Here is a 23,453-nt window from a genome sequence, read left to right on the forward strand (position 1 = left end):
CCGGGCCGGGCGCCCGATTCTGCCTGAGTTGAGGTCGGCTCGTCGCCCGGCCACTGCGCGCCGCGACGCGCGGCGCTCAGACCGTGGCGGCGGCGGCCTCGTCCTCGGCGGTGGCGACGAGCTGGCCGCACGCGCCGTCGATCTCCTTGCCGCGGGTGTCGCGCAGCGTGGTCGGGATGCCGGCCTCGGTGAGGCGGCGCACGAACTCCTCCTGCGCCGCGCGCGTCGACGAGGTCCACACCGACCCGGGCGTGGGATTCAGCGGGATGGGGTTGACGTGCACCCAGCCCCGCCCGCGGGCGTTGAGCTTGTCGGCGAGCAGGTCGGCCCGCCACGGGTGATCGTTCATGTCCTTGATGAGGGCGTACTCGATCGAGACGCGACGCCCGGTGGCGTCGAAGTACGCCCGGGCGGCGTCCAGGGCCTCGTCCACCTTCCACCGCGAGTTCACCGGGATCATCTCGTCGCGCAGCTCATCGTCCGGCGCGTGCAGCGACAGCGCGAAGGTCACCGGAATGTCCTCGGCGGCAAGCTTGCGGATGGCGGGCACGAGCCCGACGGTCGAGACCGTGATGCCGCGTGCGCTCATGCCGAGGCCCTCGGGCTGGGGCGCCACCATCGTGCGCACCGCCTGCATGACGCGCGCGTAGTTCGCGAGCGGCTCCCCCATGCCCATGAACACGATGTTCGAGACGCGCTCCGCGCTGTTGTCGTCGGCGCGCTTGCCGCCCAGGCCCCCGTCGGCGATGAGGCGGTTGGCACGGACGACCTGCTCGACGATCTCCGCGGCCGACATGTTGCGGGTCAGCCCCGCCTGACCCGTCGCGCAGAACGGGCAGTTCATCCCACAGCCGGCCTGACTCGACACGCACAGCGTGATCCGGCCCGGGTAGCGCATGAGGACGGATTCCACGAGCGCGCCGTCGAAGAGCCGCCAGAGGAACTTGATCGTGTCGCCCCGGTCGGTCTCGAGCCGGCGCACCTCGGTCAGAAGCGGCGGGAGGAGGCCCTGGGCGAGCTCCTCGCGCTGCTCGGCCGGGAGGTCGGTCATCTCGGCGGGATCCGACGTGTAGTGGCGGAAGTAGTGGGTGGCGAGCTGCTTCGCTCGAAATCCGGGCAGGCCAAGCTCTTGGACCTTCGCGACGCGCTCGGCGGGAGTGAGGTCGGCGAGGTGGACCGGCGGCTTGCCGCGGCGAGGACTGGCGAACTGCAGCAGCGGTCGCCCCTCGGCGTCCTTACGCTGCGTCCACCCCTCGGTACGCGGGCGCACCTGAGTGGAACGCGTCGTGGTGGCGGCGGTGTTCTCGGGGGGCATGGGATCCAGGGTACGCGCAGAGCGGTGGGAGACGGCTGGGCACACCCGTCTCCGCGGCGGCCCGGGCCTGCGCGCGGAACCTCCCGCCGGCGGGATCCGGTCGCCCGCATCGATCTGGGCGCGGCAGACCGGCCGCGAGACCCGGGGGCCCGCGGCCGGTCGTCGCTCAATCGAGGAAGATGTCCGGGAAGAGCCGGTCGTCCGGGGTCCCCGGAATCGCGGCGTAGCCCGAGAGGTCCGTGACGCCCTCCTCGGCGAGCACGTCCTCGGCGAGGAAGGAGTTGCCGGTGGTCTCACGGGACGGTCTGGTGAGCACGGCGTACGCCGCATCGGCGTAGACCGCCGGGGTGCGGCTGGCCGCCATGACCTGGTCTCCGCCGAGCAGGTTCTGCACCGCTGCGGTCGCGATCGTCGTGCGCGGCCAGAGCGTGTTCGCAGCGATCCCGGCGTCGGCGAACTCTGCCGCGATCCCGAGCGTGGCCATCGTCATGCCGTACTTCGCGAGCGTGTAGCCGGTGTGTGCGCCCAGCCAGCGCGGGGTGAGATTCAGCGGCGGGGAGAGGGAGAGGATGTGCGGGTTCTGCGCCTCCTGCAGCGCGGGAAGGGCAGCGCGGGAGAGCATGAAGGTGCCGCGCACGTTGACGTCCTGCATCAGGTCGTACTTCTTCGGCTGCAGGTCGAGGGTGCGGGAGAGGTCGATGACGCTGGCGTTGTTGACGACGATGTCGATGCCGCCGAACTCCTCGACGGTGCGGCGCACGGCCTCGGCGATGTCATCGTCGTTGCGCACATCGCCCACGATGGCGAGTGCACGGCCACCCGCGGCACGGATCTCGTCCGCGGCTGTGTGGATCGTGCCCTCGAGCCTCGGGTGCGGCGTGTCGGTCTTCGCGAGCAGCGTGACGTTCGCACCGTCTGCTGCCGCCTTCCGGGCGATCGCGAGGCCGATCCCCCGGCTGCCGCCGGAGATCAGCATCGTCTTGCCGGACAGGTTGCGCTCGGTCATTCGGTGTCCTTTCGTGTGCTGCTGCGTGGCGCCGTGTCAGCGCGGAGCCATCCGGATCGCGCCATCGAGGCGGATCGTCTCACCGTTGATGTAGTCGTTCTCGACGAGGCTGCGCACCAGCGCGGCATACTCGTCCGGGCGGCCGAGGCGGGCCGGATACGGCACCTGCTGCCCGAGGGACTCGCGCGCGGGCTCCGGCAGACCCATGAGCATCGGGGTCTCGAAGATGCCCGGGGCGATCGTGCAGGCCCGGATGCCGTGCCGCGCGAGCTCACGCGCGATGGGGAGCGTCATGGCATGCACCCCGCCCTTCGACGACGCGTACGCCGGCTGGCCGATCTGCCCGTCGAAGGCGGCCACGCTCGCGGTGTTGACGATGAGCCCGCGCGCGCCGGACTCCTCCGGAGCGGTGCGCGCCATGACAGCGGCGGCCTGGGAGGTGACGTTGAAGGTACCGATCAGGTTGATGCGCACGACACGCTCGAAATCCGCGAGCGGCGCCGGCGCTCCGTCGCGATCGAGCACCTTGGCGGGGTTCGCGACGCCGGCGCAGTTGACCACCACGCGCAGCGGCGCATCGGAACCGGCAGCCTCGGCGGCGGCAGCAGCGTCTGCGGGGCTGGTCACGTCGCCCGGCGAGAACCGGGCCCCGAGGGAGGCGGCGATCTCCGCCCCTGCCGAAGACGGCAGGTCGAGGATGGTCACGGAGGCCCCGGCATCGGCCAGCATCCTGGCCGTCGCGAGTCCGAGTCCGCTGGCGCCGCCCGTGACGAGCGCTGCTGTGCCGTCGATCCGCATCCGATCTCCCTCGATCCGTCTGGGTGTGCAAGGGCCACTCTAACTGAGACTCAGTGCCGCGGTCACAGAAACCCTAGCTCAGCACGGGTCGATCGTGACCACCGCCTGACCGCTTTTCCGGTCGCCCGTGCCGAGCACCCGATCCACGGCACGCGATGGCCCGTTCCTGGCCAGCGATCCCGCCCCCGTTATGCGCCGATACCCGCCCACACGAACCGGAAGGTGCCGGCCGCGACCGCGGCACCCAACGCCACCGCGATGATCGCCACCGCCCCGGCCAGGGCCACGGCGTCACGCGGCCCGAGCGTCGACCGGCGCAGCCAGGTGCGCGGGGTCGGCGCGCCGAAGCCACGGGCTTCCATCGCGACGGCGAGCTTCGTGCCCCGCCGCACCGCGAAGACGAGCAGCACGAACGCCATCGAGAAGAACCGCCGCACCGCCCCACGGTCGCCGACACCCCGCGCCCGCCGCGCCAGGCCCATCGAGCGCCAGTCGTCGAGGAACAGTCCGAGCGTGCGGGTGCCGGCGAGCACCCCGAGCACGAAGCGCGACGGCAGCCGCACGATCTGTGCGAGCGCGGCGGCGAGCTCGGCGGGATCGGTCCGGCCGAACAGCAGCATCGCGGGGAGGGCCAGCGCGAGCACACGCAGACTCACCGCGATCGCCAGAACGATCGACCCATCGCTGATCGTCGCGAGCCAGAACGTGGCGTGGATGCGTCCCTCCGGCTGCGCGTACAGCAGCAGGCTGATCCCCGCGAGCGGTGCCAGGAACACCACCGGCAACAGCCGGAGCAGCACCGTGCGCAGCCGCATCCCCGTGAGCGGCACGCACAGCAGTTGCAGCGCCAGGGCGACGGCCGAGCTGACGGCGTCGATCGAGGCCAGCAGCGGCACAGACAGCACCAGGGCGAGGAGGATCTTCGTGGCCGGGTTCACGCCGTCGAGCCACGCCGACCGCTCGGCGACCGGAGCCGCGGGGAGCGGCGTCTCCGCATCGGTCCTGTCCTCCCGGTGGGCGATCGTGCTCATGCCGCCTCCTGACGCGGGACACCGCGGGCGGAGAGCTCGACCCGATGGCCACCGAGATGCCGCGAGACCTCCGCATCGTGCGTGACCGCGACGATGGTGCGCCCCTCGCCCACCTGCTCCTGCAGTAGAGCGACGAGGGAGATCCAGCCGCGACGGTCCTGTCCGAAGGTCGGCTCGTCGAGCACGATCACCTCCGGCGCGGTCGCGAGCACCGTCGCCACCGACAGTCGCCGCTTCTGACCCCCGGAGAGCGTGAACGGATTGGCTCGGGCGAGCGCGGCGAGGCCGATCCGCTCCAGGAGCGCATCGGCGATCTCCCCGGCCTGCTGCTCACTCATCCGCAACGCCCGGGGTCCGACCATCAGCTCCTCGCGCAGCGTCTGGGCGAGGAACTGATGCTCCGGCTCCTGGAACACCGTGCCGATCCGGGTGAGCAGTTCCCGCGAGGTCCACCGCACCGGCCGCGGCCCGCGGCGTCCGGCCAGCGCCGGGGCGATCACCTCACCACCGAGCTCCGGCAGGAGACCGGCGAGGGTGAGCGCGAGCGTCGACTTACCCGCGCCGTTGGGTCCGGTCACCACGGTCGCGGCGCCCCGCGGCACCGCGATGCTCAGACCCTCCTGCACGGCCGTCCGCCCGTCGCGTGAGACGGCCAGCTCGCGGGCGGTGATCACGGCCTCCGCTGCGGACGGCACGGCCGGCAGCACCGGCAGCTCGACGGGCTGCCCCGGAACCCACACCCCCGCTGCCGCGAGGACAGCGCCCTGCTCGGCGAACACCCGTTCCGGCGGGCCGTCTGCGAGCACACCGCCCTCCGCGCCGAGCACGATCACCCGGGTCATCAGGTCTGCCCACACCTCGGTGCGATGCTCGATCACCACCAGGGTCGCGCCACTGTCGGCGACAGCGCGCTCAATGCTCGCCCGCACCTCCGCGACGCCCGCCGGGTCGAGGTTGGCTGTCGGCTCATCCAGCAGCAGGACGCCGGGGTGCATCGCCAGCACACCGGCGATCGCCAGGCGCTGCTTCTGCCCGCCCGAGAGCGCCTTGGTCGGCTGCGACAACGGGATGTCGAGACCGACAGCGTCGAGCGCCGCCGCGATCCGTGCCGGGATCTGCGCCCGGGGCAGGCCGAGGTTCTCACACCCGAAGGCCACGTCGTCCCCGACGCGGGAGAGCACCACCCCGGCATCCGGGTCCTGCAGCACGAGCCCGATGCGCCCACGCTGCTCCGCGGGCGGCCGGCCGTCGACCAGCAGGGAGCCGGAGACCTCGCCCTCGTCTGCGCCGCCGAGGAGCCCGGCGATGCCCGCGAGCAGGGTGGACTTACCCGCGCCCGATGCGCCGAGCAGCAGCACGCGCTCCCCCGGCTCGATCTCGAACGACACCTCGCGCACCGCCGGGGCCTTGCGGCCGGCGTAGCGCCAGCCCCACCGGGACGCCGTCACACCCGCCGTCATGCTCAGACCTCTTCGCGCGTTTCCCGCCCTGCCGCGAATCGGTTCAGTGCCCCCGTTGCCGCCAGCGAGCGCACCAGCAGCCATCCCACCACCCCGGCCAGGAGAGCTCCCGAGACCACCAGCGAGCCGAGGTAGATGAGGTTGTACTCGATCGTCTTCAGGATGTTGGGGCTGGAGCCGTAGAACAGCTCGAAGACCCACGCCGCGGCCGCGGCGCCCACTCCGGCCAGCACGGCCACCGGAAGCGTGAACCGCCGGTAGAGGAACAGCGCGAAGATCAGCTCGGCGCCCAGCCCCTGCACGAGCCCGGAGAGGACCGTCGAGACACCCCAGACGTTGCCGATCAGCGCCGAGACGGTTGCGGCGACCAGTTCGACCATCAGCGCCGCGCCGGGTTTGCGGATGATGAGCCCGCCGACCACCCCGCCGATCAGCCAGATCCCCACGGCAATGCCGCCCAGCCCCGGAGTCAGAGCGTCCATGACGCCGAACCAGGCGCCGCCGACCGTGTTCCACCCCCAGAAGACCAGTCCGACCGCGACACCCAGGACGGCGGCGACGACGATGTCGACGACGCGCCAGCGGTAGCGGTTCTCAGCGACCCCGACGGGCGCACTCGAAACGGAAGCAGACGTGTGCATATCTTTCTCCTCCCTGCGCTGGCATGACCCAGATCAGGTTCGACGGTCGAAGCGCGGATTCGCTTCCTCTCAGCCCGGCTGCCGGACTCCCGTGTGATGTGACGCCGATCATACCGGGTCCTGGGCACTCAGGTCACGTCGTGTTTCGGTTCGTGCGCCGGGCACACGACCCAGGGCAGGGCAGGGCAGGGCAGGGCGAACCATATCGGGGTGGCCACAGCCTCATTCGGTACGGTAGGCGGGTGGTCCCGCATCCCCCCGTCGACGGCACGGTCCCTGTCGACCCCGCCCGACGCACCGACGCCCCCTCCGGTGTGCCCCACGCGCCGAAGACGCGGCGTCAGGCCCGCGCGGCACGCACGCGCAGCACCGGCACGGAGACCCAGGCTCTGACCTGGACCGACATCATCACGGTCGGGGCCCGCTCCACCGAGGACGACGAGTCGCTGCCGACCGCCGCTTTCGTGCCGGTAGAAGCGTCCGGAGACCTCCTTGCCGATCTGCCGCCGCGCCGCTTCCCCGTGGCCGCCGTACTCGCACCGATCGGCACGCTCGTCGTCGCGTTCGGCGTCTACTGCGGCGCCGTCGCGCTCTGGCCCCTCACCAACGTCGCGCCGGTCGTCACCGCGGCCGCCCCCGCGCCGGCAGCCGCGCCGGCGGCGGTGATCACCTGGCCGGAGGAGGGCAGCGCAGCGGTCGGCGTCGACGGGCTTCGCACGGCGTCCTCGACCGGCGAGGCGACGCCGATGGCGAGCCTGACCAAGGTCGTCACCGCGCTGGTGATCCTCGAGCGCAGCCCCCTCGCCCCCGGGGAGCAGGGCCCGTCGTTCTGGTTCACCCAGCAGGACAGTGACGAGTACTGGAACTACCGCTATCAGGACGAGTCCGCCCTTGACGTGCCCGTGGACGGCGAGCTCACCCAGCTGCAGATGCTGCAGGGGATCCTGCTCGGCTCGGCCAACAACTACGCCGACCGCCTTGTCGGCGAGCTGTGGGACAGCGAGGCGGACTTCGCCGAGTCCGCCTCGGCCTGGCTCGAGGCCCACGGCATCACCGACATGGCCGTGACCGGTGCGTCCGGCATCGACCTCGACAACATCGCCTCTCCTGGATCGCTCATCTCTCTCGCATCCATCGCGATGAAAGACCCGATCGTCGGCGAGATCGTGGGGCTCCGCTCGATCGATCTGCCCGGCGCTGGCCTCGTGGAGAACACCAACGAGCTGCTGCACGAGGATCCCCGTGTCGTGGGCATCAAGACGGGATCGGTCGAGGACGCCTACAACCTCCTCACCGCGAAGGACGTGGTGCTGGGCGACACCACCGCGCGGGTCTACACGAGCGTGCTCGGCCAGGGTGATGACGAGACCCGCTACGACGTCACGCGCGACCTGCTCGCGCAGGTCGAGGCACAGCTCTCCGCCCACCCCCCCGTCGTCACCGCCGCCACGGCGGTGGGCACGATCGAGACCCGCTGGGGAGAGACGGCCGGGATCGTGGCCGGGGGCGACGTCACGACCGTGCTGTGGAACGGCGCCCAGCCGACCGTGGCCGCAGAGCTCGCCCTGGGCGACGACTGGTCGGACGGCGCCGGCGCCGGGACGATCACCGTCTCTGGTCCGCTGGGTGCGGCATCCGTCGACGCGGTGCTGGACACCGAGCTCGCCGGCCCGGGGTTCTGGTGGCGCTTCCTGCACCCTCTGGAGCTGCTCGGGCTGAGCTGAGCACCGCTCCCGCCCGCCGCACCGCCGATCCCCCACCACGGCAGACGCAGCACGCCGAGGGCGAGGCCCGCAACGGCTCCCCGGCCGCCGGGACGTCGGCGCTGGTCTATCGACTCGCCGCGGCTCGCCGCACATGGCTGCGGGCGTGTTCCGCCGCCGCGTCGAGGTCGTCGAACACATGCTTGTGGTGCCGCAGCGACCGGATCACACCGACCCGTCGCACCAGGTCTTCATGGCGCGGCTGGATGCCCTTGACGAGCACCGTGATCCCCCGCCGCTCGAGCGCGGTGATCAGCTCCGCGATCACCTGGGCACCGGTCGCATCCAGCACCTGCAACTGGGACATCCGCAGGATCACCACCTCGATGCCGCTCACCTGCTCGATCTGTTCGAGCATGCGCTGCGCCGCCCCGAAGAACAGCGCGCCATCCAGGCGGAACAGCCCGATGCGCTCGTCCCCCGGCTCCGCGGGGCCCGGCAGATCCTCCCGGTGCACCCCGCTGGTGCGCGCCAGCTGACGCAACGCGAAGAAGGCCGCGACGGCCATGCCGATCAGCACCGCGTAGACGAGGTCGACGCTCACCGTGATCACCGCCGTGAGCAGGAACACGATGGCATCAGACCGGCTCGCACCCACCACGGTCCGGATCGTCGCCAGCTGCACCATGCGCACGGCGGTCACCATCAGCACCGCCGCGAGAGCGGCGAGCGGAATCCGCGACACCACGACGCTGCCCACCAGCACCACGGCCAGCAGCAGCACGCCGTGCGCCACCGCCGCCACGCGGGTTCGCGCCCCGGCCCGGACATTGACCGCCGTGCGAGCGATCGCACCGGTCGCCGGCATGCCACCGAAGAGACCGGCGGCGACCGAGGCGAGCCCCTGGCCGACGAGCTCACGGTCGGCATCGTATGAGCCGGTGTCGGCGATCGAAGCCGCCACGCGCGCGGAGAGGAGCGACTCGATCGCCGCGAGCGCGGCGACCGCGGCCGCGGGACCGAGCAACGAGATCCAGGTGTCGAGATCGACACTCGGCAGCGTCGGAGCGGGCAGGCCGGCGGGCAGCTCGCCGATCGTCGCGACCGGCGGATGCAGCAGCCACACCGCGACGGTCGCCACGACGATCGCGGCCAGCGACGCGGGGAAGCGCGGGTGCACCCGCTGCGCCAGCAGCATCACCGCCACGGTGACGGCCGCGATCCCCAGCGACCAGGCGACCTCCGGCCATGTCGCCGCGGACACCGCCTCGACGGCGGCGACGAGGGCGTTGGTGCTCTCCCCCGAAGCGCCGACGGCCGTCGGCACCTGCTGCAGGAAGATGATCACCGCGATGCCGAGCGTGAATCCCTCGATCACGGGCCACGGAATGTAGCCGACCGTCCGGCCCAGCCGCAGCACGCCGGCGACGAGCACCATCGCCCCGGCGAGAAGGCACAGCGGCCCGAGCACAGCCGTGCCGTGCTGGGCCACGATCGGAGCCAGCACGACGACCATCGCGCCCGTCGGGCCGGAGACCTGCACGTGCGAGCCGCCGAAGACCGCCGCGACGATGCCCGCGACGATCGCGGTGACCAGCCCCGCCTCCGCACCGGCTCCCGAGCTCACGCCGAACGCCAGCGCAAGCGGGAGCGCGACGATGCCGACCGTGACACCGGCCAGCAGATCGACGCGCCACGTTCGACGCAGCCCGCGGTAGTCGGCGGGCGACGGCAGCAACGACGCGGCGGCCGACCTTATCCGCTCCCCGCGACCGGTGCCGTTCATGCGACCGGGATCTCGGGAAGGCCGTCGCGCTCGACGAGCTGGCGCTGCGTGGTCTCCAGGATCTCGCCCAGGAGCGCACGCGCCACGCGCAGCAGGTCGGCGACCTGCGGGTAGGCAAGACGGTAGAAGACCTGGCTCGCCCGCCGTTCTGATGCGACCAACCGGTTGCGACGGAGCACGGCGAGGTGCTGCGAGAGATGCGATGCCTCGACCCCGGTCGCAGCCAGCAGCTCAGAGACCGAGGTCTCTGGCGCGGCCGACAGCACCTCGAGAATACGGATGCGGATCGGATGCGCGAGGCCCTTGAACAGTCCCGCCTTCACCTCGTAGAGCGGGCGATGGGGATCGCTGAGCACGCACGCCTCCCAGAAATTGACGGTTTGATGGATCCATCATACCGCGCTCGGCGCTCGACCGTCGTGCCCAACTCAGGCAGGGTCAGAGCCGGAGGCGCCTCCGGCGCCCGGGCGGGCTGCTGCGGAAGGTTCTGCCTGAGTTGGGCACGACACGACAGCAGACCGGAACGACGAGACGCGGGAGCCCGAAGGGGCTCCCGCGTCTCGTCGTGCAGAGTCAGCGCGTCAGGCGCTCTCGCCTTCCGGGGCCGACCCGTCGGCCTCCGCCACAGCCACCACGGGGACGGTGCCGGTCGCGGCAGCCTCCAGGGCCTCCTCCGCGTCGACGTCGTACGCGGCCTGCTCGAACTGCGACTGATAGAGACGCCAGTAGGCCCCCTGCTTCGCAATCAGCTCGTCGTGGCTGCCCTGCTCCACGATCGAGCCATGCTCCATCACGAGGATCAGGTCGGCGTCACGGATGGTCGACAGCCGGTGGGCGATCACGAAGGAGGTACGCCCCTCGCGCAACGCCGCCATGGCGTGCTGCAGCAGCAGCTCCGTCCGGGTGTCCACCGCACTCGTGGCCTCATCGAGAATGAGGATGGACGGCTGGGCGACGAACGCGCGCGCGATCGTGATGAGCTGCTTCTCGCCCGCCGACACATTGGACGCGTCCTCGTCGAGGACGGTGTCGTACCCGTCGGGCAGCGCATGCACGAAACGATCGACGTACGTCGCCGTGGCGGCTGCGACGACCTCGTCGTCGGTGGCCGTCGAGCGACCGTACCGGATGTTCTCCCGGATGGACCCGGCGAACAGCCACGGGTCCTGCAGCACCATGCCCGTGCGCGAGCGCAGGTCGTCACGGGTCATCTCGGCGATGTCCTGCCCGTCGAGCAGGATCCGGCCTCCGTCGAGCTCGTAGAAGCGCATGATGAGGTTCACCAGCGTGGTCTTGCCCGCACCGGTCGGCCCCACGATCGCGACGGTCTGGCCCGGCTCCACGCGGAAGGACAGATCGGTGATGAGCGGCCGGTCCGGGGAGTACGAGAACGACACGTGATCGAACTCGATCACGCCGTCGCCGTCCACCACGGTGGGCGCATCCTCGGCGTCCGGCTCCTGCTCGTCCGCGTCCAGCAGCTGGAAGACGCGCTCTGCAGACGCCGTGCCGGACTGCACGACGGCCGCCATGCCGCCCAGCTCGCTCAGCGGCTGCGTGAACATCTGCGAGTACTGGATGAACGCCTGCACGTCGCCGAGGCGCAGCTGGCCGCTGGCGACCATCAGCCCGCCGAGCACCGCGATGCCGACATAGGTGAGGCTGCCGACGAAGGTCATCGCCGGCATGATGATGCCGGAGAGGAACTGCGCCTTGAAGCTCGACCGGAACAGCTCCTCGTTCTCCGCCTGGAACTTCTCCAGGGCGTCCTGCTCACGCCCGAACACCTTCACCAGCGCATGACCGGAGAAGGACTCCTCCACACGGGCGTTGAGACGGCCCACCTTGCGCCACTGCTGGCCGAAGGCCTTCTGCGAACGCGGACCGATCACGCCGAAGATCACGCCCATGAGCGGCAGCGCGACCAGAGCGACGAGGGCCAGCTGCCACGAGATCGAGAACATCATCACCAGCACACCGACCACGGTGAGCACGGAGGTCAGGGCACCCGACAGCGACTGCTGCATCGTCTGGGTGATGTTGTCGATGTCGTTGGTCACGCGGGAGATGAGCTCGCCGCGCTGGACCTTATCGAAGTACGACAGCGGCAGACGGTTGATCTTGGCCTCGACCTGTTCCCGCAGCTTCCACATCGCGCGGACCATGATCACGTTGATGACGTAGCCCTGGACCCAGCTGAGCAGCGCCGAGGCGACATAGATCGCGAGCGCCGCGACGATGATCCAGCGCAGGCGTTCGAAGTCGATGCCGGCGCCGACGGAGAAGTGCTGCATGGCGCCGACCATGTTCGCGAACTCCTGCTGGCCCGCCGCCTCGAGGGCGGCGACGACCTCGGCCTGGGTCATGTCGGCCGGGAAGCCGGGCCCGGTGGGCGCCGGCTGGCCGAGCAGGAAGGACATGAATCCCTCGTAGACGATGTTGGTCGCCTCGCCGAGCACCTTGGGGGCGATCACGGCGAGCACCACGCCGATCGCGCCCAGGAACGACACCAGCCCGAACCACACCGCCCAGGGGCGGAGGAGTCCGATCATCCGCTTGAAGCTCGGGCCGAAATGATCGGCCTTGCCGGGCGCGACGCTGTCCCAGTCGCCGCTGGCGAGGCGGGCGGCCTCGGCCAGCTCGGCTTCGAGCTGATCCTCGTCCGCAGCCGGATCGGTCGCGGCCTTGTCTTCTGCGGCGCTCATGCGTCCACCCCCAGCTGCGACTCGACGATCTCGCGATAGGTGTCGTTCGACGCCAGCAGCTCGTCATGCGTGCCGACACCCACCATGGTGCCGCCGTCCAGCACGACGATGCGGTCGGCGTCGGTGATCGTGGAGACGCGCTGCGCGACGACGACCTTGGTGACGTGCGGCAGCTCGCGCCACAGCGCCTGGCGCAGCCGGGCGTCTGTGGTGAGGTCGAGCGCCGAGAAGGAGTCGTCGAAGACGAGCACGTCCGGCTGGTGCACGATCGCCCGGGCGATCGCCAGGCGCTGCCGCTGACCACCGGAGACGTTGGTGCCGCCCTGCGCGATCCGCGATGCGAGTCCGTCCGGCATCTCCGAGACGAAGTCGCTCGCCTGGGCGATCTCCAGCGCGTGCCACAGCTCTTCGTCCGTGGCGTCTTCTCGGCCGAACCGGAGGTTCGACGCGATCGTGCCGGTGAACAGGAACGGACGCTGCGGAACGAGCCCGACGGCGTCCCAGAGCGTGTCGAGATCGGCCTCGCGCACGTCGACGCCGCCCACCCGCACGACCCCGCCGGTCGCATCGAACAGCCGCGGGATGAGCGAGACCAGAGTGGTCTTGCCTGCCCCGGTGGATCCGACGATCGCGACCGTCTCACCCGGGTTGGCCCGGAAGCGGATGCCGGTGAGCACCGGCGTCTCAGCGCCCGGGTAGGTGAACGCGACGTCGTCGAACTCGACCGCTCCGCGCTCGGGCAGCTCGGCGATGCCCGCCGCGGGGCGATCCACGGACGACTCAGACTCCAGCACCTCGCCGATGCGCTCTGCCGAGACCGCGGCGCGGGGGATCATCATCGCCATGAAGCTGGACATGATCACGCCCATCATGATCTGGCCGATGTACTGCATGAAGGCGAAGAGCGTGCCGACCTGGACGTTGCCGTTGTTGACCTCGATGCCGCCGAACCAGATCACCGCGACGACGGTGACGTTCAGGATGAGCATGAAGGCGGGGAACAGCAGGACGAAGAGCGACCCGACCTTGCGACCGACGATCATCAGCTCGGTGTTGGCCTCGCCGAACCGCTCCTCCTCGACCCGCTCTCGCACGAAGGCGCGCACGACGCGCACACCGGTGAGCTGCTCGCGCATGATGCGGTTGATGTTGTCGATCTTGCGCTGGTTGCTCCGGAACAGCGGGACCATCCGCGCGATGATGAGACCGGCGACGATGAGCAGCACCGGCACCGAGATGCCGATGAGCCAGCTCAGACCGACGTCCTGCTGAACGGCCATGATGATGCCGCCGATGGCGAGCAGCGGCGCTGTGACGAACATCGTCGCGCCCATCATCGCCAGCATCTGCACCTGCTGCACGTCGTTGGTGTTTCGGGTGATGAGCGAACCGGCTCCGAACTGCGAGACCTCGCGCTCGGAGAAGCCGCTGACCTTGGCGAACACGTCGGCACGGATATCCCGCCCGGTGGCCATCGCGGCGCGCGCCGCGAAGAAGGTGGCCACCACGGACGCGACGATCTGGCCGAGCGAGATCACCAGCATGAAGGCGCCCGTGGACCAGATGAACCCGATGTCGGCGCGCGCGACGCCCTGATCGATAATGTCGGCGTTGAGTCGGGGAAGGTAGAGCGCAGCGAGCGCTGCGGCGAACTGGAAGACCAGCACGCCCAGCAGCAGCCAGCGGTACCTCCCGAGATATCGGAACAGGATCTTTCCGAGCACGGGGCAGAACTCCTTGCGTGAGGGCGCCGAATTGGCGACGTCACACTATGACACGAAGCTCCGACATCGGGGGCGTCGTCCGCTGACAGCGAACCGCCCCGCGCCCCGCGCGCCCTCCGGCTCGCACATGTGTCGTTCGCCCGTGCCCTGCGCCGGACGTCAGCCGAACAGCGGCTGCTCCGGCGTGTACGCCCTGGCCGCCGCCGCCGCGTCCGGCGGCAGCTCGGCGAGGGTGGCCGGGTTCCAGCGCGGTGCGCGGTCCTTGTCGATGACCTGGGCGCGGATGCCCTCGATCATGTCGCCGCCCTCCGCGGCGCACCAGACGATACGCCGGTATTCGCCCGCGAGCGCCTCGCGCAGCGATCCGGCCGCGCGCCCTTCGCGCACACCGTCGAGCGTCACCGCGAGCGCGGTCGGCGACAGGCTTTCGAGCTCTGCCGCGGCGTCCTGCGCCTCCGGCTCCGGACGCGCCCGCAGGCGCGCGACGATCTCGACGAGCGACCCTCCGGCGAACGCCTCGTCGATCCAGGGCCGCGCGGCTGCGAGCGAGGAAGGGTGCTCAGGGGTCTCGTCGAAGAGCAGCACGATCTGCGCAGCACCCTCCGGGTCGGCCCGGTGAGCCAGCGCCTCGCGCAGGGAGGCGAGGTGGGCGGAGGGCACCAGATGATCGGCGACACCCGCGTAGAGGGCGTCCGATGCGTCCATGACCGCGCCGGTGAGGCCGAGGTATTCCCCGGTGCGGCCGGGAGCGCGCCCGAACAGCCACGTGCCGCCCACATCGGGGGTGAGACCGATGCGCGTCTCTGGCATCGCCAAGCGCGACCGCTCTGTGACGATACGGAGCGACGCGTGGCACGCGATGCCCATCCCGCCGCCGAACGTGACGCCGTCGGCGATCGCGACGATCGGCTTCGGATACTCGGCGATCATCGCGTTGAGGGCGTACTCCTCGCGCAGGAACGTGGCGATGTCCTCCGAGCGGCCAGCGCTGGCGGCCTGGTGGAACGCCCGTACGTCTCCCCCGGCGCAGAGACCGCGCTCGCCCGCGCCGTCGATCAGCACCGTGGAGATGTCGGTATCCTCGCGCCACGCTTCCAGGGCCGACGTGACCGCACGGACCATGCCGATATCCAGCGCGTTCACCGCCTCCGGTCGATCGAGGCGGATGTGTCCCAGGGAGCCCTCCCGCTGCACGAGAACACGCGGGGCAGGGGCGGAAGCTGCGGAGTCGCTCACTCCGCCAGGCTACCCGTGCCTGCGGCAGGCGCGGGCCGGCGCTCAGCGCGCGGTGCCTGATTCGACCGGGTCGCCCTGCTCGATGATCGGGATCGACCCGGTCGCGACGATGTCGATCACATCGGTCGGCAGGTCGGTGACATCCAGGCGCAGCGCCTGGACCAGCTCGAGGCCGTGGCGCGTCGTGATGACGAGGCGCTGGAACTCGCTCTCGCCGCCGAGGTCGATGACCACGCTCGGGCGCCGCCGGCGGATGAGCACGAAATCGGAACCACGCGTCGAAGTCCACGTGCCGGCGGCGAACACGCCGGGCAGGTGGGTTCCCGGGCTCGCGACGCCCCGCAGCCACGTCCAGGCGTCGTCCGTGAGCTGCACCTTGCGGATGGCGGAGCGCTCGACGGCGATGTTCTCCCGGCGGAACGAGGCGGCCCGCTCGACCGGCGACAGGACGATCTCCAGCCGGGTCTGATCGAGCATGAGCGTCACCATGCTCCCAGTCTGCCAGCGTCCCGCGGGGAAAGGATCGGAGGGTGCTCACAGGACCGCAACGATTCTGCTGTCGGAATCGCGAAAACGCCCGCGGGTATGCCGGACTCGGCATACGCGGGCGGGCGGCTCAGAGCGCGGCGGGCTCGAACTCGTCGCCGGCGTGCGGCAGCGGGAGGTGCGCGACCGTCTCGAGCAGCAGGTCGACGGTGTCACGGTGCTCGGCGTCGACCTGGGGCAGCCCCATGGCCACGGCGTGCTCGGCCGCCGCCGGGCCGACCGGCACCACCAGGGTGCTCTCGGGGATCGCGGGGAACTGGGCGCGGATCTGTTCCGCCACCGTGCCCACCGTGACGAGGATGGCGTTGATCCGTCCGCTCGCGACATCCGCCAGCACCCGCTCGCTGGCGGGGACGCCGACCATCCGGTAGGCCACCACGGTGTCGACCTCGTGCCCTGCTCCGGTGAGCATGTCGGCGACGAGCGGTCGGGAGATCTCGCTGCGGAGGGAGAGGACACGGGCGGGCTCGACCTGCGTCTCGACGAGAGTCGCGGCCATGCCCAGCGCGGAGTTGTCCTCGGCGGGGGTGAGATCGACCCGGTAGCCCGCGTGCACGAGCGCGTCGGCGGTCGTGCCGCCCACCGCGGCGATGCGGGTGTGCTCCGGGATCTGCACCCCGTGGGCGTAGAGCACGTCGATCGCGGTCGCGCTGGTGACGGTGAGCCAGTCGTACTCCCCCGCGGCGAGACGCTCGATCGCGGCGTCGAGGGAGGCCTGGTCGACGGCGGGGGCGAAGTTGATCAGGGGAGTCACCACGGGCAGAGCGCCCTGAGCGCGCAGGCTCTCGGCCACCGCGTCGCCCCACAGACCGCCGCGGGGCACCAGCACCCGCCAGCCGTTCAGCGGCTTGATCGGATCAGCTTTCGTCATGACTCAGGCTCTCGGGGGTCTGCGCCGACTGCATCGCATGCGAGCAGTCGACGAGCTTTCAGCGTCCGGGAAGGGTCCCGGGCGGACTCCATCGACAGCATTCGCGCCGTTGCCGCTGCCATTGACTCCGAATATACCCCTCAGCGTCGCCCCGCGGTGCCTGGCACCCGCCGAAGCCCGTGAGCGGAGCGGATCAGCGCGATGCGACGGTGCGCGCGACGAGCCAGACGACGCCGCCCACGGTCGCCGCCAGGGCCACCGCAGCCGCCACCGCGCCGGCGGGGTTGCGCCGAGCGAAACGGCGGGCCTTCACGCCTGCGCGCTCCGAGGCGACCGAGATGCGACGAGGCACGTTGCCCTTCTCCTCGATCGCGGCGAGAGCGGCTTTGAGCTCGGCGCGCGCACGCTCGACGGGATCGGTGATGCCCAGAGGAACGGCGGTGCGGGGCAGTGGGTTCTCAGCGGTGCTCATCGAGAGGATCCTTCACGATACGGATGTCTTCTGCCACGGCCTGCCCGGGGTTCTCCCGCGCCATCAGGCGGCGGAAACGGAGCACGGCCAGCAAGAGGAAGAAGGCGACGGCCAGCAGGAGCACAGCGAACATCACCAGGGCGGACAGCCAGACCGGCCACCACGACGAGAGCCCCGCCACGCCGAACACCAGCAGCAGCGGCACAGCCCAGAACAGGAAGAACAGCGCGACGACGACCCAGAGAGCGCCCCATTTGCCGTCCTCCGCAGCGCGGGAGAGCCAACGCTTGGCTGCGTCGATCTCCGCGGTGATGAGGTTGGAGACGAGGGAGGGCAGATCGCCGATGATCGACAGCAGGCTGTCGTCGGCGCGGTCCCGGTATCCGCGGGGCATGGGTCAGTCCTCGCTCTTCGCCGTCTTCTTCGCCGACGCCGCACCACGGCGGGCCGCCTTCTTCGCCTCTTCGACGGTCTCGACCGTCGCGTCCTCGATGTCGTCTGCGGCCTCTTTACCCACGGCGATCGCCGCGTCGAGACGCTGGCCGGGGGTACCGGCACCGGCGGCCGCGCGGGTCACCTTGACGGCACCGCTCCACAGGGCGCCGGGAATGGCGGCGGCCTGCGACTTGGCGAAGCCCTTCACCAGCTCCACGCGCTCCTGGACGGGGTCGAGGTGCCATACCTTCAGCCACTGCGTCTTGATCTGCTCATAGCGCCCACGCCCGGCGCGCGCACCGAGGACGTATCCGACGCCGAGACCTACGACGAGTCCGATCTTGCCCTTCATCGGCGAGTCTCCTCACTGGGGGTCCGGTCGACACGGTCAGGCCGACGCTTTTCCAGCGTAGTCGCATATTCCGATTCCGGCATCCGCTGATCGCGAAGCCGGCCCGCAGCGGCCGGATCTCGCGGTCAGCGCTGGCCCCTCACTCCCAGATCAGCGCCCGGCGAATGCGTTCCGCTTCGGTACGCGCGTCGGGGACGACCTGCGCGAGACCCGATCCGGCCAGCCACGCACCCGCGACCCCGAGCCCCGATGCACGCCCGACCGCCGCGCGCACCGCCGTCCGACGCTGCGGCGTGCCCCGGAACGACGAGGGCCGCGCCTGCATGAAGCGCGCACGATGGACGCCGTGCACGGACGAGGCCGGGATGTCGAGGCCGAGGAGGGCGGAGGCCTCGCGCAGCGCGAGGGCGAGCGCGGCAGCATCGTCGAGCTCGGCGGTCTTTTCTCCCGGGAAGGAGACCCGCACGACATGGCGATCGCCGGCGGTCTCGCGCAGCCACTCCCACTTGGCCGTCATGTGGATGAGCGCCGTCGCAGAGCTCGACCCGGCGAACGGGAAGACATCGGTGCCGCGGGGAGCGGAATCCAGCCGCGGTTCGTCGAGCACGAGGGTGATCGTCTCGACCGGCCCTTCTGGCGCCGTCTCGATCTCACCGAGGGCGCTGGCGTGCGGGGTCAGGAGCGCACGCGCGGCGTGCTCGTCGACCGCGACGATCACCGCGTCGGCGAGGAGAGCGGTCGGCGCCTCCCCGGCATTCACCCCGGGATCGGCACCGGGATCGACACCGGCATCGGCACCGGGTCGTTCCGGATCGGCCCCGGCAGCATCGACGACCACGCGCCAGCGGTCATCGTCGGTCGCCTCGATGCTCGTGACGGTCACGCCCGTGCGCACCACGGCGCCGAGGGTCGTGAGGCGCTCGGCGAGGGCGGCGACGAGCTGGCCCATGCCGCCGCGGAGCCCCAGAACGCCCGGACGGGAGCCGGCCTGCTCACCGCGAAGCACGGCGACGGCCCCCGAGAGCGATCCGGTTCGGGTGAGCGCGGCGTTCAGGCCCGGTGCGGCGATGTCGGGATCGACGTCGTCTGGGTGCACGGCGTGGACGCCGAGGGACACCGGTGCGACCAGACGTTCGAGCACTTTCTGCCCCATCCGGGTGGACACCAGCCGACCGAGGCTGTGCTCGTGACCGATCGTGAGCGGAGGGCGCAGGCGGTCGACATAGGCACGCCACGCACCGCCCCAGCCGATCACGCGCCGGACATCGTCGGCGAAGGGATTGTCGGGGATGCCCAGGAGCCCCCCGGCGGGGAGCGGCGCGGCATGCGGCCCACCGGGGATGCCGCTGACCCATGCGCCGAGCCCGGTCGGCGCGACGACACGGTCGGCGAGGCCGAGGTCGTCGAGCAGGGATCGCACCTGACCTCCGCGCGCTGCGAAGCACTCCGCACCGGCGTCGATGGGCACTCCCCCGGCGTCCGCGCCGCGCACGACACCCCCCAGACCGGACCGCGCCTCGAGGAGCGTGACGGCGATGCCGACCTTGGCGCACTCCCATGCCGCGACCAGGCCAGCGATGCCGCCCCCGATGACGACGACAGTACGCTCCGCCGCACGCTCGGCGAGCTCCGGCGTGTGGTCGTGCTCGGGCTCGGTCGCACCGGCGGCTGTCATCTACACACCCTCGACGATCCGGAAGTCCCTCTCGACACCGTCGCCGAGCGCGTCCAGGGCCGCCCGGTAGGCGGGCGTCTCCCGTGCCGCGAGGGCGGCCTCGACGCTGTCGAACTCGGCGATGACCACCCGCTCGGCGATGCCCTGCTCGAAGACCTCGGCAGCGACGCCGCGGACGATGAACCGGCCGCCAGCCTCGGCCACCGCCGGAGCGGCGAGCTGTGCGTACGCGGCCATCTTCTCGGGGTCCTTGATCGCGCGATAGATCGAGATCCAGTAGCCCTTGGCCATGCGGGTGCTCCTTCGTGCGTCTTCGTGCGTCGAGTGGCGGCCGCTGTCCGCGGCCGGTCCCAGAATATCGACCGCCGGGGACACCACAGCCGCCGAGCTGCTGTCTGAGCCGGGTACACCGCGAACCGTCCGCGATGCCACGACTCGCTCGGTCACCGCGCGGATCGGACCATGGCCGAGTCATCCGGTGCCACGAACCCGAACTGTTGATACAGACCGTGCGCGTCGCCGGTGAACAGCGTCCACCGGAAGCCGGCTCCTGGACCATCATCGATCATGAGCTGCACCAGGCGCTTGCCCAGCCCGCTGCCGCGGTGGCTCTCGATCACGAAGACATCTGCGAGGTATGCGAAGTTGATGCCATCGGACACCGCTCGCGCGAAGCCGACCTGCTCGCCGGTGTCGCTCCGATATGCACCGACGACACGCCACGCGCCGGCGATCTGCACCTCGACGTCGGCGCGGCTGCGCTGCCGCCCCCAATAGGCCTCGGTCGACAGCCACCCCCACACCACATCGGTCTGAATCCGCGAGGGATCGTCGTCGAGGTCGTAGTCCATCCACCAAGTATCGACCCACCGGCGACGCGACGTCGCAGCGCGAGACGGAATGCGTGCCGGCATGCACATCACCGGAGACGTCGCCGAGACCTCCCTGCTCACGAAGAACCCGCTCGCGCTGCTCATCGGGATGCTGCGGGACCAGCACATGCGGTAACCATGCACGGAACGGGCACGAGTTCTTGTGTGCATCTTGTACAAGTTGTACCATTGAGCCATGGCATCTGTCACGCTCTCCGAGTTCCGCGCGCGTCAGAGCGCCTACATCGCTGCGGCTCAGCGTGAACCCGTCGAGATCACGTCGCGCGGCGTCGGCCGGAGAGCGGTTGTCGTGTCACCGGACTTCTTCGACCGGGCTCTCGAAGCCCTGGAGGATCAGGAAGATATCCGCGCCGCCGCGGCCGCGCGAAACGAATCCGAACCTCGCGCGTCTCACGCAGATGTGATGGCTGAGTTCGGTCTGTAGTCACGGCCCGTGCCGTACCAGATCACCTACGCGCAGTCGGCCCTCAAAGCACTGCGAAAACTCGATCGTGGGATTGCACACCGCATCTTGACTGCGATCGACGCACTCGCAAATGACCCGAGACCTCACGGTTGCAAGCAGCTCACAGGCGGCAGCGGCGAGATGCGCATCCGTGTTGGCAATTGCCGCGTCATCGACGACGTCGATGATGGCGAGAGTGTGATCCTCGTGCTGGCGATCGGTCACCGTCGCGAGGTCTAGCGCTGAGCCCCCCACCTGAACGGACACACAACAGGATGCAAGAACATGCACTCTCCGGCGGGAACGCCACCGGCCGCGTCCTGCGCGTCGGCGAGACCGTGCGCAAACCATGGACTGCCGCCACACCCAGCGTGACGGCATTCGTCCGGGCAGTTCGTGCGGCTGGTGTGGATGCTCCCGAACCTCTCGGACAAGACGAGGACGGGCGCTCGGTTCAAGAGTTCATTCACGGGACGAGCTCCATGGATGTGGGCACTCTGTCCCTCGACGACCTGAGGCGAGTCGGATCGATCGTGCGCGACATCCACGATGCAAGCACACAGTTCACACCGCCCGATAATGCAACGTGGGAGAGCGCCATACCTGCGCCGGGAAGCGATCTGGTGTGCCACAACGACCTCGCGCCGTGGAACCTCATCATCGGCGAGCGTTGGGTCTTCATCGATTGGGATGCCGCGGCTCCCAGCACACGACTGTGGGACCTGGCATACGCGGCACAGGCCTTCACACTGAACGATCCGAGTCAGTCGCCGCGCGACGCGGCTCGGGGCCTCGCCGCATTCGTCGACGGCTACCGTGCGAACGAGGCAACTCGAACGGCGCTGCCGGCGGAGATGGGTCGACGAGCAGCAGCGATGCACACATTGTTAGAAGACGCCGCCTTCGCTGGCCGGGAGCCGTGGGCGTCCATGCATGTAGATGGTCACGGCGCACATTGGGCCGGAGCATCTCGCTATGTCGAGTCGCACCAGGAACTCTGGATCAAAGCGCTGGCAGACTGAGCACATGGTGCTGCACATCACCGGAGACACCGCCGCGGACTCCCTGCTCTCGAAGAACCCGCTCGCGCTGCTCATCGGGATGCTGCTGGACCAGCGTGTTGGCTAACCAGAGGTCGTTCCAGCGGTGCAGATCTGCGGTCAATCATCGGGCGCTTCGCCGAGGAGCGATGCGATCGCTGCGCGCACGCGGGGAAGATCGACATTGATGGTGGCCCACACCGCGTCGTAATCGGTCGCCTCGTAGTGATGCGCGAGCTGATCGCGCATGCGCTTGATGCTCGACCAGGGCACCTGCGGGTTCGCGACGGTCGTTTCGTCGCTCAACCGCGCGACGTTCTCGCCGATCTTGATGATGATCGATTCGGCCGCAAGTCCCGGTGTGTTGAGATCGTCCGAGACATACCAATCGTGGCCTCGACCGGCGAGTCGCGCGCCGTCGTCACACAACCGCACGATCTCACGCAGCGACCGTTCATCCCTGTCTCTCACGCGGCCACCGCTGTCCGGAGGATCGGATGATCAGCGGGGAGCCCTCCGTCTGTGACCACGTCAACAGGAACGCCGAGCAGCTGTTCGGCGGCGAGGGCAAACTCGGCGATCGTCAGCAATCCGACGTCCGACGCGCGGGTGACGAGGAGATCGAGGTCGCTCTGCACGGTGTCCGTGCCCTGCCCGGCCGAACCGAACACACGAACGTTGCTCAACCCATAGCCCGCAGCGAGCTGCTTGAGTTCGTCACGATGCCGTTCGAGCGCCTCATGTGGCAGTGGACGCATAGCCGACTGCAACCTGCCGACCATTGCCGCCGACGGTTTCCGCCGCCCAGACTCATAGGCGGCGATGTTCGGCTGCGCAACGCCGCTACGTAGCGCGAGCTGCGATTGGCTGATCCCCGCTCTCTCACGCAACTCGCGCAGGATCTCACTCATATCATGATGATATCGTGCCGACGGATTCGGGGGAAGAGCGCAATCCGAGCGGGGTAGCATCACCAGCCCGCATCGATGGCAATCGTGAGGCTCGTACGACCTCCGCTGCCTTCAGCCTGGCCTTGATGGTCGCGAATACCGCCGACCAGCCGCTGCCTAAAGCGACCGCCAACGCACTCGCTGCGGTCACCTGAGCACCGGACGCGTGGACAGCAGCGAACCCGAACCAGACGGCGGCCGCACTGATGCCGATGATGGCAACGATGGAGGGGAGCCGCAGTACCAGGCGCAACCTCCGTACACGCTGGTCTTCCACGTTTCCTCCGTCAAGCATCACGCTGCGCACCGACGATTCATCAACGGCATCACACCCGTGCCGACTTCGCATCCCCTCAAGACGGATCCCGG

At 70.0% G+C, this 23,453-nt stretch carries 25 protein-coding genes, 1 pseudogene and 1 riboswitch; of the genes and pseudogenes, 5 read left to right on the forward strand and 21 right to left on the reverse strand.

From position 1 onward, the window contains the following. Positions 1-76: 76 nt before the first annotated feature. From rlmN to AC3RXY_RS02180, 6 genes are all read right to left on the reverse strand, one after another. Entirely contained in the window at positions 77-1,315 is a 1,239-nt protein-coding gene (gene rlmN, locus AC3RXY_RS02155) for a dual-specificity RNA methyltransferase RlmN (RefSeq protein WP_491509230.1), read from the reverse strand. Between the two features lie 166 nt (positions 1,316-1,481). Further along, complete coding sequence (locus AC3RXY_RS02160; RefSeq protein ID WP_491509231.1) at positions 1,482-2,321, reverse strand: SDR family oxidoreductase; 840 nt, start codon at positions 2,319-2,321, stop codon at positions 1,482-1,484. Positions 2,322-2,357: 36 nt separating this feature from the next. Continuing rightward, positions 2,358-3,119, reverse strand: coding sequence for an SDR family NAD(P)-dependent oxidoreductase (locus AC3RXY_RS02165; protein WP_491509232.1), 762 nt, complete (start codon positions 3,117-3,119; stop codon positions 2,358-2,360). 188 nt (positions 3,120-3,307) lie between these two features. Next, a complete protein-coding gene (locus AC3RXY_RS02170) occupies positions 3,308-4,150 on the reverse strand; it encodes an energy-coupling factor transporter transmembrane component T family protein (protein WP_491509233.1) in 843 nt (280 codons plus the stop codon). After that, positions 4,147-5,610, reverse strand: a complete 1,464-nt coding sequence (locus AC3RXY_RS02175; protein ID WP_491509234.1) for an ABC transporter ATP-binding protein — start codon at positions 5,608-5,610, stop codon at positions 4,147-4,149. The genes AC3RXY_RS02170 and AC3RXY_RS02175 overlap by 4 nt, the downstream gene beginning before the upstream one ends. Positions 5,611-5,612: 2 nt before the next feature. Further along, a complete protein-coding gene (locus tag AC3RXY_RS02180; RefSeq protein ID WP_491509235.1) occupies positions 5,613-6,251 on the reverse strand; it encodes an ECF transporter S component in 639 nt (212 codons plus the stop codon). After that, positions 6,245-6,353: riboswitch (TPP riboswitch) on the reverse strand. (Overlaps the previous gene by 7 nt.) 140 nt (positions 6,354-6,493) lie before the next feature. On the opposite strand from AC3RXY_RS02180, the gene AC3RXY_RS02185 reads away from it, so the two are divergent. Continuing rightward, on the forward strand, positions 6,494-7,975 hold the full coding sequence (locus tag AC3RXY_RS02185) for a D-alanyl-D-alanine carboxypeptidase family protein (RefSeq protein ID WP_491509236.1): 1,482 nt from the start codon (positions 6,494-6,496) through the stop codon (positions 7,973-7,975). Between the two features lie 106 nt (positions 7,976-8,081). Here the strand turns inward: AC3RXY_RS02185 and AC3RXY_RS02190 are convergent, their stop codons facing one another. From AC3RXY_RS02190 to AC3RXY_RS02250, 13 genes are all read right to left on the reverse strand, one after another. Beyond that, complete coding sequence (locus AC3RXY_RS02190) at positions 8,082-9,740, reverse strand: SulP family inorganic anion transporter (RefSeq protein WP_491509237.1); 1,659 nt, start codon at positions 9,738-9,740, stop codon at positions 8,082-8,084. Further along, on the reverse strand, positions 9,737-10,096 hold the full coding sequence (locus tag AC3RXY_RS02195; RefSeq protein ID WP_491509238.1) for an ArsR/SmtB family transcription factor: 360 nt from the start codon (positions 10,094-10,096) through the stop codon (positions 9,737-9,739). The genes AC3RXY_RS02190 and AC3RXY_RS02195 overlap by 4 nt, the downstream gene beginning before the upstream one ends. A gap of 225 nt (positions 10,097-10,321) precedes the next feature. Continuing rightward, positions 10,322-12,445: an ABC transporter ATP-binding protein gene (locus tag AC3RXY_RS02200; RefSeq protein ID WP_491509239.1), complete on the reverse strand. Its 2,124-nt coding sequence runs from the start codon at positions 12,443-12,445 to the stop codon at positions 10,322-10,324. Beyond that, a complete protein-coding gene (locus AC3RXY_RS02205) occupies positions 12,442-14,169 on the reverse strand; it encodes an ABC transporter ATP-binding protein (RefSeq protein WP_491509240.1) in 1,728 nt (575 codons plus the stop codon). The genes AC3RXY_RS02200 and AC3RXY_RS02205 overlap by 4 nt, the downstream gene beginning before the upstream one ends. A 159-nt stretch (positions 14,170-14,328) precedes the next feature. Beyond that, positions 14,329-15,405 (reverse strand): enoyl-CoA hydratase/isomerase family protein, encoded by a 1,077-nt coding sequence (locus AC3RXY_RS02210; RefSeq protein WP_491509241.1) that lies wholly within the window; start codon positions 15,403-15,405, stop codon positions 14,329-14,331. A gap of 42 nt (positions 15,406-15,447) precedes the next feature. Further along, positions 15,448-15,894, reverse strand: a complete 447-nt coding sequence (locus AC3RXY_RS02215) for a hypothetical protein (protein ID WP_491509242.1) — start codon at positions 15,892-15,894, stop codon at positions 15,448-15,450. Positions 15,895-16,021: 127 nt separating this feature from the next. Then, a complete protein-coding gene (locus AC3RXY_RS02220) occupies positions 16,022-16,822 on the reverse strand; it encodes a uroporphyrinogen-III synthase (RefSeq protein ID WP_491509243.1) in 801 nt (266 codons plus the stop codon). Positions 16,823-17,015: 193 nt separating this feature from the next. After that, the gene (locus tag AC3RXY_RS02225; protein ID WP_491509244.1) at positions 17,016-17,294 is read right to left on the reverse strand and encodes a hypothetical protein; all 279 of its coding nucleotides are present in this window, start codon (positions 17,292-17,294) and stop codon (positions 17,016-17,018) included. After that, positions 17,281-17,688, reverse strand: a complete 408-nt coding sequence (locus AC3RXY_RS02230) for a phage holin family protein (protein ID WP_491509245.1) — start codon at positions 17,686-17,688, stop codon at positions 17,281-17,283. Before AC3RXY_RS02230 ends, AC3RXY_RS02225 begins: the two co-directional genes overlap by 14 nt. A gap of 3 nt (positions 17,689-17,691) precedes the next feature. Continuing rightward, positions 17,692-18,081 carry a hypothetical protein gene (locus tag AC3RXY_RS02235; protein ID WP_491509246.1) on the reverse strand — a complete coding sequence of 130 codons (390 nt, stop codon included), beginning with the start codon at positions 18,079-18,081 and terminating at the stop codon, positions 17,692-17,694. A gap of 139 nt (positions 18,082-18,220) precedes the next feature. Continuing rightward, on the reverse strand, positions 18,221-19,756 hold the full coding sequence (locus AC3RXY_RS02240) for a protoporphyrinogen/coproporphyrinogen oxidase (protein ID WP_491509247.1): 1,536 nt from the start codon (positions 19,754-19,756) through the stop codon (positions 18,221-18,223). Then, positions 19,757-20,047: a DUF1330 domain-containing protein gene (locus AC3RXY_RS02245; protein ID WP_491509248.1), complete on the reverse strand. Its 291-nt coding sequence runs from the start codon at positions 20,045-20,047 to the stop codon at positions 19,757-19,759. A gap of 152 nt (positions 20,048-20,199) precedes the next feature. Beyond that, a complete protein-coding gene (locus AC3RXY_RS02250) occupies positions 20,200-20,607 on the reverse strand; it encodes a GNAT family N-acetyltransferase (protein WP_491509249.1) in 408 nt (135 codons plus the stop codon). Positions 20,608-20,824: 217 nt separating this feature from the next. Here AC3RXY_RS02250 and AC3RXY_RS02255 point away from each other — a divergent pair, with 217 nt between their 5' ends. The 4 genes and pseudogenes from AC3RXY_RS02255 to AC3RXY_RS02270 form a co-directional block, all read left to right on the forward strand. Further along, a complete protein-coding gene (locus AC3RXY_RS02255) occupies positions 20,825-21,073 on the forward strand; it encodes a type II toxin-antitoxin system Phd/YefM family antitoxin (protein ID WP_491509250.1) in 249 nt (82 codons plus the stop codon). 9 nt (positions 21,074-21,082) lie between these two features. Then, positions 21,083-21,334 carry a type II toxin-antitoxin system RelE family toxin gene (locus AC3RXY_RS02260; RefSeq protein ID WP_491509251.1) on the forward strand — a complete coding sequence of 84 codons (252 nt, stop codon included), beginning with the start codon at positions 21,083-21,085 and terminating at the stop codon, positions 21,332-21,334. Between the two features lie 35 nt (positions 21,335-21,369). Then, entirely contained in the window at positions 21,370-22,116 is a 747-nt protein-coding gene (locus tag AC3RXY_RS02265; RefSeq protein ID WP_491509252.1) for a phosphotransferase, read from the forward strand. Positions 22,117-22,120: 4 nt separating this feature from the next. Next, positions 22,121-22,216 (forward strand): annotated as a pseudogene (locus AC3RXY_RS02270) (HhH-GPD-type base excision DNA repair protein); the annotation flags it as partial. A 38-nt stretch (positions 22,217-22,254) separates the two neighbouring features. Here the strand turns inward: AC3RXY_RS02270 and AC3RXY_RS02275 are convergent. After that, positions 22,255-22,605 (reverse strand): HepT-like ribonuclease domain-containing protein, encoded by a 351-nt coding sequence (locus AC3RXY_RS02275; protein WP_491509253.1) that lies wholly within the window; start codon positions 22,603-22,605, stop codon positions 22,255-22,257. After that, positions 22,602-23,045 carry a helix-turn-helix domain-containing protein gene (locus tag AC3RXY_RS02280; protein WP_491509254.1) on the reverse strand — a complete coding sequence of 148 codons (444 nt, stop codon included), beginning with the start codon at positions 23,043-23,045 and terminating at the stop codon, positions 22,602-22,604. The genes AC3RXY_RS02275 and AC3RXY_RS02280 overlap by 4 nt, the downstream gene beginning before the upstream one ends. Between the last annotated feature and the right edge of the window lie 408 nt (positions 23,046-23,453).

This window comes from Microbacterium longlingense (assembly GCF_058349825.2).

Coding starts and splice junctions, on each gene's coding strand:
- AC3RXY_RS02245 (WP_491509248.1), bottom strand. CDS start 20,047: ATGGCCAAGGGCTACTGGATCTCGATCTATCGCGCGATCAAGGACCCC.
- AC3RXY_RS02165 (WP_491509232.1), bottom strand. CDS start 3,119: ATGCGGATCGACGGCACAGCAGCGCTCGTCACGGGCGGCGCCAGCGGA.
- AC3RXY_RS02220 (WP_491509243.1), bottom strand. CDS start 16,822: ATGACGAAAGCTGATCCGATCAAGCCGCTGAACGGCTGGCGGGTGCTG.
- AC3RXY_RS02235 (WP_491509246.1), bottom strand. CDS start 18,081: ATGAAGGGCAAGATCGGACTCGTCGTAGGTCTCGGCGTCGGATACGTC.
- rlmN (WP_491509230.1), bottom strand. CDS start 1,315: ATGCCCCCCGAGAACACCGCCGCCACCACGACGCGTTCCACTCAGGTG.
- AC3RXY_RS02225 (WP_491509244.1), bottom strand. CDS start 17,294: ATGAGCACCGCTGAGAACCCACTGCCCCGCACCGCCGTTCCTCTGGGC.
- AC3RXY_RS02215 (WP_491509242.1), bottom strand. CDS start 15,894: ATGGTGACGCTCATGCTCGATCAGACCCGGCTGGAGATCGTCCTGTCG.
- AC3RXY_RS02180 (WP_491509235.1), bottom strand. CDS start 6,251: ATGCACACGTCTGCTTCCGTTTCGAGTGCGCCCGTCGGGGTCGCTGAG.
- AC3RXY_RS02230 (WP_491509245.1), bottom strand. CDS start 17,688: ATGCCCCGCGGATACCGGGACCGCGCCGACGACAGCCTGCTGTCGATC.
- AC3RXY_RS02200 (WP_491509239.1), bottom strand. CDS start 12,445: ATGAGCGCCGCAGAAGACAAGGCCGCGACCGATCCGGCTGCGGACGAG.
- AC3RXY_RS02280 (WP_491509254.1), bottom strand. CDS start 23,045: ATGAGTGAGATCCTGCGCGAGTTGCGTGAGAGAGCGGGGATCAGCCAA.
- AC3RXY_RS02240 (WP_491509247.1), bottom strand. CDS start 19,756: ATGACAGCCGCCGGTGCGACCGAGCCCGAGCACGACCACACGCCGGAG.
- AC3RXY_RS02190 (WP_491509237.1), bottom strand. CDS start 9,740: ATGAACGGCACCGGTCGCGGGGAGCGGATAAGGTCGGCCGCCGCGTCG.
- AC3RXY_RS02250 (WP_491509249.1), bottom strand. CDS start 20,607: ATGGACTACGACCTCGACGACGATCCCTCGCGGATTCAGACCGATGTG.
- AC3RXY_RS02160 (WP_491509231.1), bottom strand. CDS start 2,321: ATGACCGAGCGCAACCTGTCCGGCAAGACGATGCTGATCTCCGGCGGC.
- AC3RXY_RS02265 (WP_491509252.1), top strand. CDS start 21,370: ATGCAAGAACATGCACTCTCCGGCGGGAACGCCACCGGCCGCGTCCTG.
- AC3RXY_RS02255 (WP_491509250.1), top strand. CDS start 20,825: ATGGCATCTGTCACGCTCTCCGAGTTCCGCGCGCGTCAGAGCGCCTAC.
- AC3RXY_RS02175 (WP_491509234.1), bottom strand. CDS start 5,610: ATGACGGCGGGTGTGACGGCGTCCCGGTGGGGCTGGCGCTACGCCGGC.
- AC3RXY_RS02170 (WP_491509233.1), bottom strand. CDS start 4,150: ATGAGCACGATCGCCCACCGGGAGGACAGGACCGATGCGGAGACGCCG.